Genomic DNA, 19,644 nt, shown 5'->3' with positions numbered 1-19,644 from the left:
TTCGATATAGAAATAGCGCGATTAACGGGTTTGACCCAGAATTTAACTTTTAACGATTGACTTGAGTACCCCATGAGCCGTTTTTGGAGCCCTGTTGTTGAAACCCTCACACCCTATGTTCCGGGTGAGCAGCTACAAATGCAGCGCTTGGTTAAGCTCAATACGAACGAGAGTCCTTATGGCCCCTCGCCTAAGGCACTGGCAGCCATTCAAAACCAAACCACTGAAGACCTCCGACTGTACCCCGATCCCGAGAGCAATCTTCTCAAGGCTGCAATTGCCAAACTGCATGGCTTAAATACAAATCAAGTATTCGTGGGCAATGGGTCGGATGAAGTTCTGGCACATATTTTTTTAGCGCTCTTCAAGCAAAAAGCACCCATTCTTTTTCCAGACATCACTTACAGCTTCTATCCCGTCTATTGCAAGCTGTATGGAATTGAATATCAAACTATTCCATTGGGCCCTCAATTTGAGATCAACACTGCGAGCTATCAAATTCCCAATGGTGGAATTATCTTCCCCAATCCCAATGCCCCAACTGGTAGATCTATTCCCCGCATAGAGATTGAAACGCTTCTTGGCAAAAATCGTGATTCTGTTTTAGTGATTGATGAAGCCTATGTAGATTACGGAACTGAGTCTTCTATTCCGCTTCTGCGCGGACCCATTTGTCCAGAAAATTTACTCGTAGTACACACCCTCTCCAAATCACGCGCCTTAGCTGGTCTTCGCGTCGGCTTTGCAGTAGGTCACCCTGATTTAATTGCGGGTCTTGAAAGAGTCAAAAATAGTTTTAACTCCTATCCATTGGGTCAACTTGCTCAGGCTGGAGCACTTGCAGCGATTGAAGATCAAGCCTATCTTGAGCGTACCTGTGCCAAAGTCATGCAGACACGCGAGCAATTAATCAAAGCACTCAGCGATTTGGGTTTTGAGACCTTGCCTTCAAGCGCGAACTTCATTCTGACACGTCACCCCAAGAGCGCTGGTGAGAAACTTTATCAAGAGCTTCGTGAGCGCGGCATTATCGTGCGCCACTTTAAAAACCCCCGTATCACTGAGTTCCTGCGGATCACGATTGGGACAGATGAGCAGTCCCAAAAACTGCTCAAAGTACTTCAAGAAATCCTGAATTAGTTTTACTACTTCTTGAGACGCATCTCTGCTGCACGTGCATGTGCCTGCAGACCCTCACCATGAGCCAGGGTGCTGGCTACTTGCCCCAAGGTCTGGGCGCCTGCTTCGCTCACCTCAATCATGCTTGAACGTTTGATGAAATCGTAAACGCCCAAGGGAGAAGAAAAGCGAGCCGTACGAGCGGTTGGTAATACGTGATTGGGTCCAGCGCAATAATCACCAAGAGATTCACTGGTGTAGTTACCCATAAAAATTGCGCCCGCATGACGAATTTTCTCAGCCCACTGGCGAGGATTAGCCGCACAAATCTCTAAGTGCTCAGCTGCAATAGCATTGGCTATATCACAAGCCTCATTCATATCTTTTACTTGGATGAGTAAAGCGCGGTTCTTCAATGAAGTCTCGATGACTTGCTTTCTGGGCATCTCAGGCAAAAGCTTATTAATGCTAGCTTGTACTTTTTCGATAAAAGTTGCATCAGGACACAGCAAAATCGATTGAGCCAATTCATCATGCTCGGCTTGTGAGAATAAATCCATCGCAATCCAATCAGGATCAATCGTGCCATCACACAGAATCAGAATTTCAGATGGGCCAGCAATCATATCGATGCCTACGGTACCAAATACTCTGCGCTTAGCAGCGGCCACATACGCATTACCAGGACCAACAATCTTATCGACCGAAGGAATCGTTTTAGTGCCATAAGCCAAAGCCGCAACTGCTTGCGCTCCACCAATCGTAAAGACCCGATCAACTCCTGCAATCCATGCGGCAGCCAATACTAAAGAATTGCGTGCACCATCGGGAGTGGGCACCACCATGATGACCTCTTGAACCCCAGCAACCTTGGCAGGTATGGCATTCATCAACACTGAGGAAGGGTAGGCAGCTTTACCACCAGGGACATAAATACCAACCCGATCAAGCGGCGTAACTTTTTGTCCTAATCGTGTCCCGTCTTTCTCGGTATATTCCCAAGAATGGCAACCTGCTTCTTTTCTTTGTTGCTCGTGATAAGCCCGAACTCTTTGTGCAGCAATATCTAAGGCACTTTTTTGCTCTGGACTTAATTGAAGATAAGCTTGTTCAAGATCTTTTTTTGAAATCTCTAGCTGAGCCACGCTATTAACATTTAAGCGATCAAACTGCTTTGTAAAGTTCAGGATGGCGATATCGCCCTCAGACTGCACCTGTTTCAGAATATTGACTACCGCTATATCGATCGCTGCATCATCAGCCATCGGTAAAGATAGGCTGGCGAGTAATTTTGGTTTGAAATTCGCATCTTGACTACTCAGACGCTGAATTGGAATTGCTGCACTCATTTTTTACTTCAATTGCTCAAAAAAGGGCTGCAGTTGATCACGCTTCCGTTTATAGGAAGCTTGATTGACGATAAGACGAGCGCTGATATCGGTAATAGGTTCAACTTCTACCAAACCATTTGCCCGCAAAGTATTTCCTGTGGATACCAGATCTACAATTGCATCTGCTAAACCCACTAAGGGCGCTAACTCCATCGAGCCATATAGCTGAATCGTATCGATGTGTACACCTTTATTGGCAAAGTGTTCACGTGCGCAATTGACATACTTTGTGGCCACTCGTAAGCGTGAGCCTTGCTTAACGGCTGCTGCATAGTCAAATCCTTCGCGCACTGCTACTGACATGCGGCACTTAGCAATATTTAGATCGAACGGCACGTACAAACCATCAACACCCTTTTCCATCAAAATATCGAGGCCAGCCACCCCAAAGTCAGCGCCGCCAAATTGGACATAGGTTGGCACGTCTGAGGCGCGCACAATAATTAAGCGCACATCCGGCTTGGAAGTTTCAATAATGAGTTTGCGTGACTTCTCCGGATCTTCCAGCGGCCGAATGCCGACCTTGGACAAGATCTCTGCGGTTTCTTCGAAAATGCGCCCTTTTGAGAGGGCTAGAGTCAGCTTCATGGACTAATTATCCATCAGCCTTACTTGACGCGCTGAATGTTGGCTCCTAGGAGGGTCAACTTTTGCTCCATACGGTCATAACCCCGGTCCAGGTGATAAATCCGGTCAACCTGAGTTTCCCCTTGGGCAGCCAAGCCAGCAATGACTAAGCTTGCCGAAGCCCGAAGGTCGGTGGCCATCACAATGGCTCCGGATAGCTTTTCTACACCCTGAGCAATCGCGGTATTACCCTCAATCGCAATATCTGCACCCAAGCGGTTGAGCTCTTGCACGTGCATAAAGCGATTTTCAAAAATGGTTTCAGTAATGCTGGCGCTACCGGAGGCAATCGCATTGACCGCCATGAGTTGAGCCTGCATATCGGTTGGAAAAGCTGGGTACTCTGAGGTCCGAAAGCTCACTGCTTTAGGACGAGACTGCATCGTTGCTTTTATCCAATCAGATCCTGTCTCTACTATCAAGCCTGCTTCCTTAAGCTTAACAATCACAGCATCAAGTGTGTCTGGGCGGCAGTGTTTCAAAGTGATTTCTCCGCCAGCAGCAGCTACTGCACACAGGAATGTACCCGCCTCAATCCGATCAGGAATGACAGAGTGCTCTGCACTATGCAAACTTTCAACACCCTCAATCACTAAGCGATCACTACCAATACCGGTTATTTTGGCGCCCATCTTCACAAGCAGTTCTGCAAGATCACTGACCTCTGGCTCACGCGCTGCATTTTCCAAAACTGTAGTTCCTGAGGCAAGAGTCGCAGCCATCAATAAGTTTTCTGTGCCGGTCACCGTGATCATGTCGGTCACAATCGATGCACCTAACAAACGATTAAGCGGTGGCTTAGTCTCTGCCTGAATGTAACCACTTTTAATCTTGATCGTTGCACCCATCGCCTTTAAACCTTTGATGTGCTGATCAACAGGACGAGCACCGATGGCGCAGCCTCCAGGTAATGAGACTTTGGCGCTATGCATCCGCGTCAATAATGGACCCAGCACTAAGATTGAAGCCCGCATCGTTTTCACCATCTCGTAAGTGGCCTCTGAGCTTTTAATATTGGCGGCATTGAGTATTAAGTGAGTGCGATCATTGATATCGGGATACTCAACAGTCACCCCAATCTCTTGTAAAAGCTTGAGCATGGTTCTGACATCTTGTAATTCAGGAACGTTGCACAAAGTAATCGCTTGGTCTGTTAACAGGCAGGCGCACAAAATTGGGAGGGCGGCATTCTTAGCTCCCGCTATGACAACCTCACCTTTTAGCGGGGTACCACCTAGCATACGGAGTTTATCCATGACTCTGCTCAAACTCTTCAGGGGTAAACGCTTTAATCGAAAGCGCGTGGACTTCTGCTTTCATGCGATCGCCCATCGCCGCATACACCAACTGGTGACGTTGTACCAAACGCTTTCCCGCAAAGTCTGGGCTCACAATCGTGGCAAAGAAGTGTTGGCCATCCCCTTCAACCTGGATGTGAGAACAAGCAATTCCTTGCTTGATATAGCTTTCAATTTGCTCGGGGGTTGGCAACATCACACTCTCCTAATACTGATTAATGCTTTAATTTATAACCCGTTTGCAGCATTCGCAATGCAATGGCTGATACGCACAGCAAGAAAGCAGCAATGATAGTTAGGCTTGTCCAAGGAGATACATCGGATACTCCGAAGAATCCAAACCGGAATCCATCAATCATGTAGAAGAATGGATTGAAGCGCGAGACCGTCTGCCAAATTGGAGGAAGCGAGTGAATTGAATAGAAAACGCCAGACAGCATAGTGGCTGGCATGATGAAGAAGTTCTGAAACGCGGCAAGCTGATCAAATTTATCAGCCCAAATTCCCGCAATTAAACCCAAACTACCCAGTACTGCGGCGCCCAGAAACGCAAAGATCATGATCCATAGAGGGTATTCCAGTGCGGGCATACCATACCAAGCAGTAATTAAAAAGACTCCCAAGCCCACCACTACCCCCCGGAAAACTGCAGCCAATACATAAGCTGAAAAGAATTCAAAATGGCTCAAGGGGGTAAGCAAGATAAATACCAAGTTACCAGTGAGCTTAGATTGGATCAAAGAGGAGGAGGTATTTGCAAAGGCATTTTGCAAGAGGCTCATCATCACCAAACCCGGAATTAAAAAAGCGGTGTAACTAATGTGACCGTAAACCTCTTTACCTTCAAGGACATGACCAAAAATCATCAAATACAGAATCGCTGTTAATACAGGGGCAGCTACCGTCTGAAAGGCGACCTTATAAAAACGTTTAATTTCTTTACGCAATAGCGTTGGAAAGCCACTGCCATACTTCAAAGTATTTTTCTCCATCACGCTGCTCATGAAGCATTTCCTGACATGATGTTAATAAATACTTCTTCTAAATCGGTTTTGCCTTCACCATCTTTTTTAGCCGAGCCATAACGACTTAATAAATTAACGGTGGTGTCTAAAGCAACGATGTTGCCTTGCTTAAGCATAGCGATACGTTGACACAGTGCCTCTGCTTCTTCAAGGTAGTGAGTAGTCAACACAATCGTGTGTCCATCTTGATTTAAGCGACTAATAAATTGCCAAAGAGATTGACGTAACTCCACATCAACACCTGCAGTGGGCTCATCTAAAATAATCACTGGGGGCCGATGCACTAAAGCCTGCGCAACCAAAACCCTTCGCTTCATGCCGCCCGATAGCGAACGCATATTACTATCGGCTTTACTGGTGAGATCCAAATTGGCCATGATCTCATCAATCCAAGCATCGTTATTCCGAATTCCAAAATATCCAGACTGGAATTGGAGAGTCTCTCTGACAGTAAAGAAAGGATCAAAAACCAATTCTTGGGGAACCACTCCGAGCATACGGCGCGCTTGGCGAAAGTCTTTTTGCACATCTGCGCCCATAATGGCCGCATGACCATGATCAGCCTTAACTAAGCCTGCCAAGATCGAAATTAAAGTGGTTTTGCCAGCGCCATTTGGGCCCAATAAACCAAAAAACTCACCCTGCTCAATCTTAAGTGAAACTTGATCTAAGGCTTGAAGTGCGCCATAGTTTTTTGAAATATGCTCAATCGAAATTGCAGCGGTCATGCTATTGCAAACCTAATAATGCAGAGACGCCATAGACATTAGCTAATACTTTTAATTTCTCAGGAGCTTGAAGAATGGCAATGGATTGATCTTTTTCCTGTAATTTTTTTTGCCATGCTAACAACACCGTTAAGACAGTGGAATCAAAATCGACTAATTGTGAACAGTCGATCGATTGAAGGCTTGCGATATTGAGTAAGCCTTCATTTTCAAGAGCAACTACGTTTGCTTGTGTAACTTTGCTAGGCAAGGAAAATGACATCGAAATCGACTTATGAATTCGCAGGTTTAGCGGAAGCCAATTGCTTATTGCGGTCTTGTAAAAACTTCACCAAGCCATCAATACCATTTTGGCTAATTTGATTTGAGAACTGATTACGGTAAGCCTCAACCAACCATACACCCATGATGTTCATATCGTAGACTTTCCAGCCATTTGACGTTTTTTCTAAACGGTAATCTAATGGCACTGGATCGCCGTGACCCAATACAACGGTTTTCACAGTAACTTCTTGATCATCGGGTGCTGCTCTCAATTGCTTAAATTGCACAGTCTGATCTCTCAGCTGACTTAAAGCGCCAGAATAAGTACGAATCAGCAAATTCTTGAATTCAGCAATCAATTGAGCCTGTTGTTCAGGAGTCGCTTTTTTCCAGTTAGGGCCCATTGCCATTTCGGTAGTGCGGCGCATATCGGTATAAGGAACAATCTTTTTTTCTACCAGATCGACGATCTTAGGGATATTTCCTTTTTGAATTTCTGGATCAGACTTTACCGAGCTCATCACATCCGACACCACGCTTTTGATTAAGCCATCTGGAGTCGACTGATCAGGGGCTTGTGCATATGCATTCACGCTCAGCACGAGAGCACAAAACAGGAACGTAAACCACTGTCGAATTGTGAAAGGGTATTTCATAGATTCCTAGATTTGAATAAAGCAGAGTAAGCCCTTATTTTAGCTCTCGAATAGGGAATATCGTTATTCGTAGGGATTTTCGTAGACAGGCATCTGAGGTTCCTCATCGTCCCGACCTTCATTAATTTGATACTTGCGTCGCTGAATATAAGCATCACGTAAAAAGCTGTATTTATCAATTGCAGCGCCATCCAATAAATCACCTGCCTCATAGTAGGTATTACGGGCATTGACCACGCGCAAGCCCGTTAAGCTATTACGCAATCCCACATTGGGAATATATTTAAAGAGGTAGTCCGTTTCTAAATCAGCCACCGTACCGAAGGTATCGCGGACAGAACTGGGTCCAAAGAAGGGCAGAACTACGTAAGGGCCGGAAGGAATACCCCAAACTCCGAAGGTTTGTCCAAAATCTTCTTTGTGTTTTTCCAAACCACCGGGAGTGGCAAGGTCAATCAAGCCGCCCAAACCCATGGTTGTATTCACGACTACGCGCATTAAATCGTTAAATGCGTAATCGGGTTTGCCTTGTAAAAGATTATTCAGGGCCGTGTAAATATCGTTGTAGTTACTAAAGAAGTTATAAATGCCTTCACGAATAAATTCTGGCAACACAAAGCGATAACCTGAGACCACAGGTTTTAAAACATACTTGTCTAAGCCTTCATTGAACTCAAAGACGGAGCGGTTAAAAGGCTCCCAAGGGTCGTCAGGGGATGGCGGGACTCCAGCAGGAATGGAAGCACACCCCACCATTGAGACGACCAGGCCAAACACAACAAGACGTTTAAAACAAAGCCATCTGCTCATTACTTAGCAGCACCTTTATCTTGACCGCTATCAGCCGCCTTGTTGTATAGGAACTGACTGATCAAATTTTCTAAAACAATCGCTGATTGGGTCTGAGTAATTTTGCCGTTATCAGCCAACATCTCATCTGAGCCGCCCGCTTCAAGACCAATATATTGCTCACCCAATAAACCTGAAGTCAAAATCTTCGCGGATGAATCTTTCGGAAATTGATAGCTTTGCTCGATCGTCATGACGACCGTTGCTTGATAGGTTTTATCGTCAAAAGAGATGTTCGCGATGCGGCCAACAACTACACCAGCACTTTTCACTGGCGCACGTGGTTTGAGGCCACCAATATTGTCAAACCGTGCAGATACTTTATAAGTCGGCTGAAATGAAACAGCATTCATATTACCTACTTTCAAAGCAAGAAAGAGTGCTGCCAATAAACCGATGGCGACAAAAATTCCTACCCAAATATCAATTGCACTTTTTCTCATATGAGCCCTAGTTTATCTTTCTAATTTGAAAACATCATGGCGGTCAATAAAAAATCCAATGCCAAGACTGACAAGGAAGAAACGACTACCGTTCGGGTGGTTGCTTGAGATACGCCCTCCGGCGTAGGCTTTGCCTCAAAACCCTGATAAAGCGCAATAAAGGTCACTGCGACACCAAAAACGAGGCTTTTTATTAGGCCGTTACCAATATCCGAGAATAGGTCTACCCCGCCCTGCATTTGTGACCAGAAGGCGCCAGAGTCCACACCAATTAGCGGCACACCCACAAAATAACCGCCCATCACACCCACCGCAGTGAAGATCGTTGCCAAAATCGGCATCGCAATAATGCCGGCCCAAAGACGAGGGGCAATCACTCTGGCCAATGGGTCTACAGCCATCATTTCCATGGCGCTTAATTGTTCTCCAGCTTTCATCAGCCCAATTTCAGCGGTAAGTGAAGTGCCTGCGCGCCCCGCAAATAGTAGGGCGGTAATGACTGGTCCCAACTCTCTAGTTAATGAGAGTGCAACCAACAAACCCAAAGCTTGTTCTGAGCCGTAGCGGTTCAGTGTGTAGTAACCCTGCAATCCCAGAACAAAGCCAACAAATAATCCTGAAACTGCAATGATCACAAATGAATGATTACCTACAAATAAAATTTGATCGATTACTAAGCGCGGTCTTTTTAATAAGAACGCAGAACGATAGATTGCAGCTGCGAACATTCTTGCCGCCAATCCCAAACTGGTGAGATTACGACGCACAAAAAAACCAAGGCTTGCAAAAATATCGAGAGCTTTATGCAAAATCATCATGAAGTTCTCAATCCAAAATCTTGGGCCAAACTCGAGCCAGGATAATTAAATGGCACTGGGCCATCTGGTGAGGCATCTAAAAATTGCCGCACAAAAGGATCGGTTGAGCGACTTAACTCTTCCGGAGTACCCTCTGCGCCAATGCGACCATTAGCGATGAAGTAAACATAGTCTGCAATCGCAAAAGTTTCTTCAACATCATGAGTCACTAATAGGCTTGTAGCACCGAGGGCATTATTTAAATCCCGTATCAGGCGCGCTGTAATTCCTAATGAAATCGGATCGAGTCCTGCGAAAGGCTCGTCATACATGATCAGCGGAGGATCTAGCGCAATGGCACGTGCCAGTGCAACGCGTCGAGCCATGCCACCAGAAATTTGAGCGGGCATTAAATCTCGTGCTCCACGCAAACCTACTGCATTGAGTTTCATCAGCACTAAGGAGCGCAATAATTCTTCGGTTAAATCCGTATGCTCGCGCAAGGGAAAAGCTACATTCTCATAGACACTCAGATCTGTGAAGAGCGCGCCGAACTGAAAAAGCATGCCCATACGACGGCGCGCATTCATCAACTGAGCGGAGGTCATTTTTCCGATATCCTGGCCTTCAAATAAGACCTGACCTGATTGCGCAGAATACTGACCACCAATTAATCTCAAGATGGTTGTCTTGCCGCAACCAGAACCGCCCATTACAGCAACAACTTGACCGCGCTTGAACTCCATATTGAGGCCAGATAGAATCTGACGCTCTTCGGGTGCATAGGCGAAGTTCACGTCCCGAATCGAAACGATGACCTCGTCCGAGAAGGATTGGGCCTTCGCTTGGCTACTTTGCAAAGTTCGGAAGTTGTCGTCAGTCATGCCGCATATTATCGCGGTAAGACTGAAGACCCCATTAAATATTCATCCACTGCTTGTGCGCACTGACGACCCTCGCGGATTGCCCACACCACTAAGGATTGACCGCGACGCATATCTCCTGCAGCAAATACCTTAGGAACATTGGTTTGGTAGGCCTTTTGACCATCAACTGTCGCTTTAGCGTTACCCCGTGCATCCTTTTCAACGCCAAAAGCATTCAATACTTGTTGCGCTGGAGATACAAAGCCCATAGCCAGAAGCACCAAATCAGCCTTAATCTCAAATTCAGAGTTTGGCATTTCTGACATCTTGCCGTCCTTCCACTCCAAGCGAACGCCAATCAGTTTCTCCACTTTGCCATTTTTACCTTCAAAGCGTTTTGTGGCTACAGACCAATCGCGCTCACAACCCTCTTCATGCGAAGAGGATGTCCGTAACTTCGTTGGCCAGTAGGGCCATACCAAAGACTTGTTTTCTTCTTCCGGAGGTTGGGGCAATAACTCAAACTGCGTCACCTTGCTTGCACCGTGTCGATTGGAGGTCCCTACGCAATCAGAACCAGTATCACCACCGCCAATCACAACAACATGTTTATCAGTAGCGCGAATCTCATTCTTCAAATCACCAGCATTTTCTTTGTTCTGAGGAATTAAAAACTCCAAGGCGTAATGCACACCAGCCAACTCACGACCAGGCACTGGCAGATCACGGGGCTGTTCTGCACCACCAGTAATAACAACTGCATCAAAATCTTTCATCAGCTGATCTGGTGAAACGGTTTTAGTAGCGTAGTTTTTCACCTCAGCACCAATGGCTGCTTTTCCGATGAAGACACTAGTTTCAAACCTCACGCCTTCAGCTTGCATTTGCTCAACGCGACGATCAATCAGCCACTTCTCCATTTTGAAGTCAGGGATACCATAACGAAGCAATCCACCGACTCGGTCATTTTTTTCAAACACGGTGACATCGTGACCCACGCGCGCCAATTGTTGAGCAGCAGCCATACCTGCAGGCCCGCCGCCAACAACAGCAACTTTTTTACCGGTCTTTGTTTTAGAGGGTTGAGGTTTAACCCAACCGTTTTCCCAACCCTTATCAATAATGGCGTGCTCAATCGATTTAATTCCGACCGGCGCCTTATTAATCCCCAAGGTACAAGCAGCCTCACATGGTGCAGGACAAATACGCCCCGTGAATTCTGGGAAGTTGTTGGTAGATTGCAATACTTCGAGAGCATTTTTCCAATCATTATGAAAGACCAAATCATTGAAGTCTGGAATGATGTTGTTTACAGGACATCCACTATTGCAGAATGGAATACCACAATCCATGCATCGCGCACCTTGTACTTTTGCTTCTTCATCTGTAAGGGCTTGCACAAACTCTTTGTAATGATGCAAGCGCTTTATAGGAGCCTCGTAGGTTTCATCTACCCGCTCAAATTCCATAAATCCAGTGACCTTACCCATATCTAATCCTTAATATCTTTTCTTTAGTATTGATCAAGCAGCAACAGGAGCATTTTGGGATTTTTCCCACAGCTCGCCCAAGGCACGCTTGTATTCGGTTGGGAGCACCTTCACAAAGCGGGCACGAGATTTATCCCAATCAGCTAAGAGTGATTTAGCGCGCTCAGATCCGGTGTAACGGAAATGACGCTCAATCAATCCTTTGAGAATCTGCTCATCAGTTAAACGTTCACCGCCATCCTTAACATCGACGGGCGCATGCCATTGAGACTTAGGCATTTTGGCAATCTGCTCAGCGGAAGGTAAAACTTTTTCAAGGCTTGCCATGCTGGTATTGCAACGTTTTTCAAATAAACCATCTTCGTCGAACACATAAGCGATACCACCGCTCATACCCGCTGCAAAATTACGGCCTGTATTGCCAAGGACCACCACTGTTCCACCAGTCATGTATTCGCAGCCGTGATCGCCTGTGCCCTCAACGACTGCGGTGGCTCCAGAGTTACGAACTGCAAAACGCTCACCAGCAACGCCATTAAAGAAGGCTTCACCACCGATAGCACCATAGAGAACCGTATTACCAACAATGATATTACGAGCAGTATCGCCACGGAACTCATGGGGAGCGCGCACGATGACACGACCACCAGATAATCCTTTGCCCACATAGTCATTACCGTCGCCGACTAAATCGAGCGTAATACCCTTAGCCAAGAATGCTGCAAAGCTCTGACCAGCCGTACCATTTAATTGAATATGAATGGTGTCATCTGGTAAGCCCGCATGGCCATAACGCTGAGCAACATCACCCGATAACATGGCGCCGACAGTACGGTTAACGTTCTTTACAGGAACAATGAAAGAAACTTTTTCGCCACGCTCTAAAGCAGGCTCGCTCTTTTCAATCAAAATATTATCGAGCGCGCTACCTAAGCCATGCTCTTGTGTAAGCACTTGATAGCGTGGTACATCGGCAGCAACATCGATCTGAGCAAAAATCTTACTGAAATCCAAGCCATGCACTTTCCAGTTCTCAATGCCCTTACGGGTATCCAATAAATCTACTCGACCAATCAATTCATCAAATTTCCGAATACCTAATTGCGCCATGATCTCGCGCGCCTCTTCAGCAATAAAGAAGAAGAAGTTCACTACATGCTCTGGCTTGCCAGAAAACTTTTTACGCAATTCAGGATCTTGTGTTGCAACACCAACTGGGCAAGTATTCAAATGACACTTACGCATCATGATGCAACCTTCAACAACCAATGGTGCTGTAGCAAAGCCGAATTCGTCTGCACCCAAGAGTGCGCCGATCACAACGTCGCGACCTGTCTTCATCTGACCATCAGCCTGAACGCGAATGCGGCTTCGCAAACCATTCAATACCAAAGTTTGTTGGGTTTCAGCCAAACCGAGTTCCCATGGGGAACCAGCATGCTTAATAGAAGAAAGTGGGGAAGCGCCCGTGCCGCCATCGTGTCCAGCAATCACAACGTGATCTGCTTTTGCTTTCGCAACACCAGCAGCAATCGTACCTACGCCAACTTCTGAAACCAATTTCACTGAAATGTCTGCAGCAGGATTCACATTCTTCAAATCATGAATGAGCTGGGCCAGATCTTCAATTGAATAAATGTCATGGTGTGGAGGAGGAGAAATTAGACCAACGCCTGGTACCGAGAAACGTAACATGCCAATATAGTCAGAGACTTTGCCACCGGGGAGTTGGCCGCCCTCACCTGGCTTTGCGCCTTGCGCCATCTTGATCTGAATTTGATCAGCGGAGCGTAAATATTCAGTCGTTACTCCAAAGCGTCCAGAAGCAACTTGCTTAATTTTGGAGCGCAATGAATCACCATCTTGCAAAGGAATATTCACTTCAACCACATCCTTACCTAAGATGCTTGCTAAAGTTTCGCCTTGCTTAATCGGAATACCTTTTAATTCTTTAACGTAACGATTAGGGTCTTCGCCACCTTCGCCTGTATTCGATTTACCACCGATCCGGTTCATCGCAATTGCCAAAGTTGCATGTGCCTCAGTCGATATTGAACCTAAAGACATTGCACCTGTAGCAAAGCGTTTCACAATTTCTTTGGCTGGCTCTACTTCATCCAAAGGAATTGCTTTAGCCGGATCAATCTTGAACTCAAATAAACCACGCAAAGTCATTTGACGCTTGCTTTGATCGTTGATGATATTGGCGTATTCTTTATAAGTCTGATAGCCCTTCTCGATGCCGATACGGGTTGAATGCTGTAGTTTCGCAATCGTATCGGGCGTCCACATATGGTTTTCACCACGAACACGGAAAGCATATTCACCACCCGCATCGAGCATATCTTCCAATACAGGGTCATCGCCAAAAGCAGCTTGATGCATTCTTAAAGCTTCTTCAGCAACATCAAATACTCCGATGCCGCCAACATTCGAAGGCGTACCCTTGAAGTATTGATTAATCACTTCTGGGTTTAAGCCAATCGCTTCAAAAATTTGTGAGCCGGTATACGACATATAAGTAGAGATGCCCATCTTGGACATCACTTTTTGCAAGCCCTTACCGACGGCTTTGACATAGTTCTTGATGGCTTTCTCGGGGGATAAATCACCCGTAAGACCTTTTGCCATCTCAGCGAGTGTTTCCATTGCGAGGTAGGGATGAATGGCTTCTGCACCATAACCGGCTAGAAGTGCAAAGTGATGCGTCTCACGCGCGCTTCCGGTTTCGACTACTAAGCCTACGCTGGTACGCAATCCTTTTTCAACGAGATGTTGATGAATTGCAGATGTTGCCAATAGCGCAGGAATGGCAACGTGCTGCTCATCCACCTGACGATCGCTCACAATTAAAATGTTATAGCCTGAACGAACCGCATCTGCAGCTTCAGCACAAAGTGAGGCAAGTCGAGCCTCAATACCTGCTTTACCCCAAACAGCTGGATAGCAGATATCGAGCTCATATGAGCGGAACTTACCATTGGTGTAATGGCCAATATGACGAATCTTGGTGATGTCATCAAAGTCCAAAATGGGTTGACTGACTTCCAAACGCATTGGGGGATTGATATTGTTGGTATCTAATAAATTAGGCTTAGGCCCAATGAAAGAAACTAAAGACATCACCATGTTTTCACGAATCGGATCAATCGGAGGATTGGTCACTTGCGCAAACAATTGCTTAAAGTAGTTATAGAGCGGCTTGTTCTTGTTAGAGAGGACGGCCAATGGGCTGTCATTACCCATGGATCCAATTGCCTCTTCTCCGTTTTGGGCCATTGGTGCCATCAGATATTTAATATCTTCTTGGGTGTAAGCAAATGCTTGCTGACGATCTAATAGTTTTGCTGCAGGACGGATCGTCATCTTCTCATCGATCAAATCCGCCTTGCTTGCATCTACTTCATCGAGCTTGATACGTACCGCATCGATCCAGCTTTTATATGGCTTAGCTTTCGAGACTGCATTTTTGAGCTCAACGTCATCAATAATGCGTCCTTGCTCCATATCAATCATGAACATCTTGCCAGGCTGCAAGCGCCATTTCTGAACAATCTTGCTTTCTGGAATTGACAGCACCCCTGCTTCAGATGCCATGATGACTAAATCATCATCAGTCACATAGTAACGCGCAGGACGTAATCCATTACGGTCAAGCGTTGCGCCAATTTGACGTCCATCTGTAAATGCCATCGCTGCAGGACCATCCCAGGGCTCCATCATCGAAGCGTGATATTCATAGAATGCACGACGGTTATCATCCATCAAAGTGTGCTGTTCCCATGCTTCTGGAATCATCATCATCATGGCTTGCGCCAAGGGATAACCCGCCATAACCAATAACTCTAAGCAGTTATCAAAGCAAGCGGTGTCTGATTGACCTGGATAGATCAGTGGCCATAATTTTTTGAGATCGTCACCCAATACTGGTGAGCTAATTGCGCCCTCACGAGCATTGACCCAATTGACGTTGCCTTTAACGGTATTGATTTCTCCGTTATGCGCAATCATGCGATAGGGATGGGCTAATTCCCAAGCGGGGAAGGTATTGGTTGAGAAGCGTTGATGTACTAATGCTAAGGCTGAGACAGTTCGCTCATCCTGTAAATCTTCGTAATAAGCCCCTACTTGGTTTGCCAAGAGCAAGCCTTTGTAAACGATAGTGCGCGCAGACATTGAGGCAACAAAATATTCTTTGCCATGCTTCAAATGCAAATCCTGAATGGCGTGACTTGCGGTTTTCCGAATCACGTATAACTTTCGCTCTAAAGCATCGGTCGTCATGATGTCGCGACCGCGCCCAATAAAGATTTGACGTATAAAAGGCTCTGTCATTCGAACGGTAGGTGACATTGGCAGCTTCACATCAATTGGTACATCTCTCCAACCGAGAACAACCTGACCTTCCAAACGAACGGTACGCTCTAGTTCTTGCTCGCACGCGAGACGCGATGCATTTTCTTTAGGCAGAAAAATCATGCCGACACCATATTCACCTTGTGGAGGCAAAGCGACGCCTTGCTTCGCCATTTCTTCGCGATACAAAGCATCAGGAATCTGAATCAAAATTCCCGCACCATCACCCATCAGAGGATCTGCGCCAACCGCTCCACGATGATCCAGGTTTTCCAATATCTTTAAACCCTGAGCTACGATCTCATGCGACTTCTTACCCTTAATGTGCGCAACAAATCCTACGCCGCAGGCATCGTGTTCATTTTGGGGATCGTACAAACCTTGTGCGATTGGACGAATTTGGGTGCTAAATGATGTTTTCATGATTCTTCCGTGGGCCTTATTAGCCTTATTACTTTTGGAGGATCAAATATAGGGGAATACCCCTCACGATGCAATAGAAATTAAATGACTCTGTCCCATTTAATATCAGGGGTGTTCATGAAAACCATTTTAATTAGGGACAGAGTCGTCGCTTTTTGGAGCAATACCCTCAAGTAGCCGCAAATTCGGTATTTTCCTTTTTGGGCCGACCCCGATGCCGAATTTCCAGCTGATCTGGACGATCTTTAAATAACTTTTGGGCCAATATATCGCTCAACCAGGGCTTGGAACGCAATAAGGCCTCGGTTATTTGGCGGTCTTCCCAGTGGGGTGCGCCATCCTTGATAAACCCTGCCCAAGCCATTTGCCTCTCAAAAGGGGTATTGCCTAGCTTCCAAAAAGATTCATGATCGACTAACCAGGGCTCCACTTTTTGCCCAGTGTGCGATGGGTAGCTGCTCCATGTTGAGTCTTGGGGACTTGATTCAAAACCAACGCGTACCGGATTTAATTCGATATAGCGCTGACAGCGTAAGAAATAACTTGGATCAATTAAGGATGAGCGAAAACGCCCTTCCCAAATAGTGCCAGATCGATGATGCTGTTGATTAAAGTACTGTGCATAGCGCCGGCCTAGAGACTGCATGGTCTTGGCTAATGAATCCGCCTTACTTGGCGTCACTAATAAATGCACATGATTTGGCATCAGAACAAAAGCGTGCACTGAGCAAGTAAATTGCTTGGCTGCTTCTTTTAACCAATCAAGATAGATGCGGCGATCTTCATCATTAAAAAATAGGGTCTGGCGATTATTGCCTCTGACCATGACATGCATGGCCTGTCCAGGAATGACTGTGCGCGCTTGTCGTGCCATCTAATAAAAGATTATTGCAGTTCGCGTACACCACCATTGGGCGCAAACTCAGGAATGAACCAATCTCCATCAAACTGAGTAACACCATCTGGTACTTCGCGAGATTCTTGAGGGACCCCTTTTAAAGCAACTCCCATATACGAGATCCACATTGGTAATGCGAGTCCTCCACCGGTTTCTTTATCACCCAAACTTTCGGGCTTATCAAAACCAATCCAAGCGATCGCAACAAGCTTTGGGTTGTATCCCGCAAACCAAGCATCATGCGATTCATTGGTAGTACCAGTTTTTCCTGCAATATCAGTACGCCCCAACTTAGCGCGTGCACTAGCAGCTGTTCCAGTTTTAGTTACTTCTTGTAACAAACTATCCATCACAAAGGCTGTACGCTTATCAAGCACTCGACTTGCATCTTCACCAGCACGAACCGGTTTTGCTTCAAATAAGACATTACCTTTAGTATCAATCATCCTATCAATTAAGTAGGGCTCCACTTGATAGCCGCCATTTGCAAATACGCTATACGCGGTTGCCATTTGTAAGGGGGTTACTGAACCCGCGCCCAAGGCAATTGTTAAATACGGTGGATGCTTTTCTGGGTCGAAGCCAAAACGCTTTACATATTCTTGGGCATACGAAGGTCCAATGGCGCGCACAATTCTGACTGATACTAAATTTTTAGACTTGGCCAGGGCATTGCGCAAACGCATCATGCCGTCATATTTACCATCATAGTTTTTAGGCTCCCACGCCTGACTACCAGTCTCCAGACTACCAATCGATAGGGGCGCATCATTAACCATGGTGCTTGGAGAGAAACCTTTTTCCAGAGCGGCGGCGTAAATGAATGGTTTAAATGAAGAACCAGGCTGACGCCAAGCCTGTGTTACATGATTAAATTGATTGCGTCTGAAATCAAATCCACCAACCAAAGATAAGATTGCGCCGTTCTGAGCATTCATTGAAACAAATGCCGCCTCGACTTGAGGCAACTGCGCTAATTTCCATACGCCATCGTCAGTTTGTAATAAACGCACCACGGATCCAGGGCGAAGTTTTTTCTTGGGCTGGGCGCTATCAGTCAATGAGGCACTCGCTAATTTCAATGCATCACCCTTTAAAGTAATGACATCACCAGTTGAAATAATCACTTGCAACTCTTTGGGCTTAGCATCTAGAACGATTCCCGATTGCAAATCATCTAACTGGGGATATGCCAGTAAGGCATCGTCTATGACCTTCTGGCGTTTTGCCTGATCATCAGGCAAATTAACGAATCCTTCTGGCCCACGATAGGCATGTCGCAGATCATATTCAAAAATTCCACGGCGTACTGCTTTGTAGGCGGCATCCTGATCAGCCTTAAGGATGGTTGTATAAACATCGATGCCTTGTGAATAAATCACATCGCCATATTGGGCATAGAGTAATTGACGGACCATCTCAGCTGGAAAGTCTGCGCGCGTACTAAATTCATTACCAAGCCCACGAATATGCAACTCTTCAGCTATCGCCTTTTGATATTCCTCTGGAGTGATGTAACCCAAATCTCGCATGCGACCCAAGATATAGGTTTGTCGCATTTTGGCTCGACGAAAATTAGTAACTGGGTTGTACGCCGATGGCGCTTTAGGTAAGCCTGCCAACATGGCCGCCTCTGCAGTGCTGATATCCTTTAACTCTTTGCCGAAATAGATTTGGGCAGCACTTGAAAAACCAAACGCTCTTTGGCCCAAAAAGATCTGGTTCATATAAATCTCCAGAATCTTATCTTTGCTTAACTGCGACTCGATTTCCCAGGCAAGCAAAACTTCGTATATTTTTCTGCTGAAGGTTTTTTCATTACTCAGAAAGAAATTTCGAGCCACTTGCATCGTAATTGTGGAAGCTCCCTGCGCAAGGTGTCCTCGCATATTTGCTAGTCCTGCCCGCAAAACACCGACGTAGTCCACCCCACCATGTGAGTAGAAGCGGTCATCTTCGGTAGCGATAACCGCATTTCTCATTACCAAGGGCATGTCAGCCAAGGGAATCACTTTGCGACGCTCTTCCCCAAACTCCCCAATTAATACTTTATCGGCGGTATAGACGCGTAAAGGGGTTTTGGGGTTGTAGTCCACCAATGCCGAAATCTTCGGTAAGTTTGGCTTGGCAACCAAAAAAGCATAGCCCAGCAATAGAACAAACATCACCCCAACGGCCATCCCCATCACAAATAAAGCCTTAATTAAGGGGCTGCCAGATTTAGCAAATGCGGGTGGGTCTGCACGAAAATCCCGCGGACGCCGATTGGGCTGTGGATTGGACCGCTGATTCTGCGGTGGCCGGTCTTTTGGGGGGAGAGCCATATGACCAAATTATAGGCGTGGCCATCTAATCTAACCATGTTTTCTGACGATGATCTCAGATCAAACTGATGGTTTTTTATCACTATCAGC

At 46.1% G+C, this 19,644-nt stretch carries 17 protein-coding genes; 1 reads left to right on the top strand and 16 read right to left on the bottom strand.

Annotation, left to right across the window (positions count from 1 at the left end):
• Positions 1–72 precede the first annotated feature (72 nt).
• Positions 73–1,140, top strand: a complete 1,068-nt coding sequence (hisC, locus tag Pas1_RS00580; RefSeq protein ID WP_112294182.1) for a histidinol-phosphate transaminase — start codon at positions 73–75, stop codon at positions 1,138–1,140.
• A gap of 5 nt (positions 1,141–1,145) precedes the next feature.
• Here hisC and hisD read toward each other — a convergent pair whose 3' ends face one another.
• The 16 genes from hisD to Pas1_RS00500 all read right to left on the bottom strand — a co-directional run bounded on the left by hisD (position 1,146) and on the right by Pas1_RS00500 (position 19,554).
• Positions 1,146–2,468, bottom strand: coding sequence for a histidinol dehydrogenase (gene hisD / locus Pas1_RS00575; RefSeq protein ID WP_112294181.1), 1,323 nt, complete (start codon positions 2,466–2,468; stop codon positions 1,146–1,148).
• Positions 2,469–2,471: 3 nt separating this feature from the next.
• Positions 2,472–3,098 (bottom strand): ATP phosphoribosyltransferase, encoded by a 627-nt coding sequence (hisG, locus tag Pas1_RS00570; protein ID WP_112236999.1) that lies wholly within the window; start codon positions 3,096–3,098, stop codon positions 2,472–2,474.
• A gap of 20 nt (positions 3,099–3,118) precedes the next feature.
• Complete coding sequence (gene murA / locus Pas1_RS00565) at positions 3,119–4,393, bottom strand: UDP-N-acetylglucosamine 1-carboxyvinyltransferase (protein ID WP_112294180.1); 1,275 nt, start codon at positions 4,391–4,393, stop codon at positions 3,119–3,121.
• Complete coding sequence (locus tag Pas1_RS00560; RefSeq protein WP_112202677.1) at positions 4,386–4,631, bottom strand: BolA family protein; 246 nt, start codon at positions 4,629–4,631, stop codon at positions 4,386–4,388. Before Pas1_RS00560 ends, murA begins: the two co-directional genes overlap by 8 nt.
• A 19-nt stretch (positions 4,632–4,650) precedes the next feature.
• Positions 4,651–5,439: an ABC transporter permease gene (locus Pas1_RS00555; RefSeq protein WP_112236995.1), complete on the bottom strand. Its 789-nt coding sequence runs from the start codon at positions 5,437–5,439 to the stop codon at positions 4,651–4,653.
• Positions 5,436–6,188 carry an ABC transporter ATP-binding protein gene (locus Pas1_RS00550; RefSeq protein ID WP_112202673.1) on the bottom strand — a complete coding sequence of 251 codons (753 nt, stop codon included), beginning with the start codon at positions 6,186–6,188 and terminating at the stop codon, positions 5,436–5,438. The genes Pas1_RS00555 and Pas1_RS00550 overlap by 4 nt, the downstream gene beginning before the upstream one ends.
• Position 6,189: 1 nt before the next feature.
• Positions 6,190–6,450, bottom strand: coding sequence for an STAS domain-containing protein (locus Pas1_RS00545; RefSeq protein ID WP_112294179.1), 261 nt, complete (start codon positions 6,448–6,450; stop codon positions 6,190–6,192).
• A 10-nt stretch (positions 6,451–6,460) separates the two neighbouring features.
• Positions 6,461–7,108 (bottom strand): MlaC/ttg2D family ABC transporter substrate-binding protein, encoded by a 648-nt coding sequence (locus tag Pas1_RS00540; protein ID WP_112294178.1) that lies wholly within the window; start codon positions 7,106–7,108, stop codon positions 6,461–6,463.
• Between the two features lie 63 nt (positions 7,109–7,171).
• Positions 7,172–7,918 (bottom strand): MlaA family lipoprotein, encoded by a 747-nt coding sequence (locus Pas1_RS00535; RefSeq protein WP_112294177.1) that lies wholly within the window; start codon positions 7,916–7,918, stop codon positions 7,172–7,174.
• Positions 7,918–8,400 carry an outer membrane lipid asymmetry maintenance protein MlaD gene (mlaD, locus tag Pas1_RS00530; RefSeq protein ID WP_112236985.1) on the bottom strand — a complete coding sequence of 161 codons (483 nt, stop codon included), beginning with the start codon at positions 8,398–8,400 and terminating at the stop codon, positions 7,918–7,920. Before mlaD ends, Pas1_RS00535 begins: the two co-directional genes overlap by 1 nt.
• 20 nt (positions 8,401–8,420) lie before the next feature.
• A complete protein-coding gene (mlaE, locus tag Pas1_RS00525) occupies positions 8,421–9,218 on the bottom strand; it encodes a lipid asymmetry maintenance ABC transporter permease subunit MlaE (RefSeq protein ID WP_174683280.1) in 798 nt (265 codons plus the stop codon).
• The gene (locus Pas1_RS00520; protein WP_112294176.1) at positions 9,215–10,081 is read right to left on the bottom strand and encodes an ABC transporter ATP-binding protein; all 867 of its coding nucleotides are present in this window, start codon (positions 10,079–10,081) and stop codon (positions 9,215–9,217) included. Before Pas1_RS00520 ends, mlaE begins: the two co-directional genes overlap by 4 nt.
• 8 nt (positions 10,082–10,089) lie before the next feature.
• Positions 10,090–11,553, bottom strand: a complete 1,464-nt coding sequence (locus Pas1_RS00515; protein ID WP_112208702.1) for a glutamate synthase subunit beta — start codon at positions 11,551–11,553, stop codon at positions 10,090–10,092.
• A gap of 33 nt (positions 11,554–11,586) precedes the next feature.
• Complete coding sequence (locus Pas1_RS00510; protein WP_112294175.1) at positions 11,587–16,332, bottom strand: glutamate synthase-related protein; 4,746 nt, start codon at positions 16,330–16,332, stop codon at positions 11,587–11,589.
• A 169-nt stretch (positions 16,333–16,501) separates the two neighbouring features.
• Positions 16,502–17,206 carry a transposase gene (locus tag Pas1_RS00505; RefSeq protein ID WP_112202659.1) on the bottom strand — a complete coding sequence of 235 codons (705 nt, stop codon included), beginning with the start codon at positions 17,204–17,206 and terminating at the stop codon, positions 16,502–16,504.
• 11 nt (positions 17,207–17,217) lie between these two features.
• Positions 17,218–19,554, bottom strand: coding sequence for a penicillin-binding protein 1A (locus Pas1_RS00500; protein WP_112208700.1), 2,337 nt, complete (start codon positions 19,552–19,554; stop codon positions 17,218–17,220).
• Between the last annotated feature and the right edge of the window lie 90 nt (positions 19,555–19,644).

Origin of the sequence: Polynucleobacter paneuropaeus (genome assembly GCF_003261235.1) — a bacterium.
GTDB classification, from domain to species: domain Bacteria; phylum Pseudomonadota; class Gammaproteobacteria; order Burkholderiales; family Burkholderiaceae; genus Polynucleobacter; species Polynucleobacter paneuropaeus.
The sequence above is the reverse complement of the archived record's forward strand: the minus strand, read 5'-3'. Positions and strand labels throughout refer to the sequence as shown.

Excerpts from the sequence above, each read along its gene's own strand:
- mlaE (WP_174683280.1), bottom strand. The coding sequence starts at position 9,218 with ATGATGATTTTGCATAAAGCTCTCGATATTTTTGCAAGCCTTGGTTTT.
- Pas1_RS00560 (WP_112202677.1), bottom strand. The coding sequence starts at position 4,631 with ATGTTGCCAACCCCCGAGCAAATTGAAAGCTATATCAAGCAAGGAATT.
- hisG (WP_112236999.1), bottom strand. The coding sequence starts at position 3,098 with ATGAAGCTGACTCTAGCCCTCTCAAAAGGGCGCATTTTCGAAGAAACC.
- Pas1_RS00545 (WP_112294179.1), bottom strand. The coding sequence starts at position 6,450 with ATGTCATTTTCCTTGCCTAGCAAAGTTACACAAGCAAACGTAGTTGCT.
- hisC (WP_112294182.1), top strand. The coding sequence starts at position 73 with ATGAGCCGTTTTTGGAGCCCTGTTGTTGAAACCCTCACACCCTATGTT.
- Pas1_RS00500 (WP_112208700.1), bottom strand. The coding sequence starts at position 19,554 with ATGGCTCTCCCCCCAAAAGACCGGCCACCGCAGAATCAGCGGTCCAAT.
- hisD (WP_112294181.1), bottom strand. The coding sequence starts at position 2,468 with ATGAGTGCAGCAATTCCAATTCAGCGTCTGAGTAGTCAAGATGCGAAT.
- Pas1_RS00555 (WP_112236995.1), bottom strand. The coding sequence starts at position 5,439 with ATGAGCAGCGTGATGGAGAAAAATACTTTGAAGTATGGCAGTGGCTTT.
- Pas1_RS00540 (WP_112294178.1), bottom strand. The coding sequence starts at position 7,108 with ATGAAATACCCTTTCACAATTCGACAGTGGTTTACGTTCCTGTTTTGT.
- Pas1_RS00520 (WP_112294176.1), bottom strand. The coding sequence starts at position 10,081 with ATGACTGACGACAACTTCCGAACTTTGCAAAGTAGCCAAGCGAAGGCC.
- Pas1_RS00535 (WP_112294177.1), bottom strand. The coding sequence starts at position 7,918 with ATGAGCAGATGGCTTTGTTTTAAACGTCTTGTTGTGTTTGGCCTGGTC.
- murA (WP_112294180.1), bottom strand. The coding sequence starts at position 4,393 with ATGGATAAACTCCGTATGCTAGGTGGTACCCCGCTAAAAGGTGAGGTT.
- Pas1_RS00510 (WP_112294175.1), bottom strand. The coding sequence starts at position 16,332 with ATGAAAACATCATTTAGCACCCAAATTCGTCCAATCGCACAAGGTTTG.
- mlaD (WP_112236985.1), bottom strand. The coding sequence starts at position 8,400 with ATGAGAAAAAGTGCAATTGATATTTGGGTAGGAATTTTTGTCGCCATC.
- Pas1_RS00515 (WP_112208702.1), bottom strand. The coding sequence starts at position 11,553 with ATGGGTAAGGTCACTGGATTTATGGAATTTGAGCGGGTAGATGAAACC.
- Pas1_RS00550 (WP_112202673.1), bottom strand. The coding sequence starts at position 6,188 with ATGACCGCTGCAATTTCGATTGAGCATATTTCAAAAAACTATGGCGCA.
- Pas1_RS00505 (WP_112202659.1), bottom strand. The coding sequence starts at position 17,206 with ATGGCACGACAAGCGCGCACAGTCATTCCTGGACAGGCCATGCATGTC.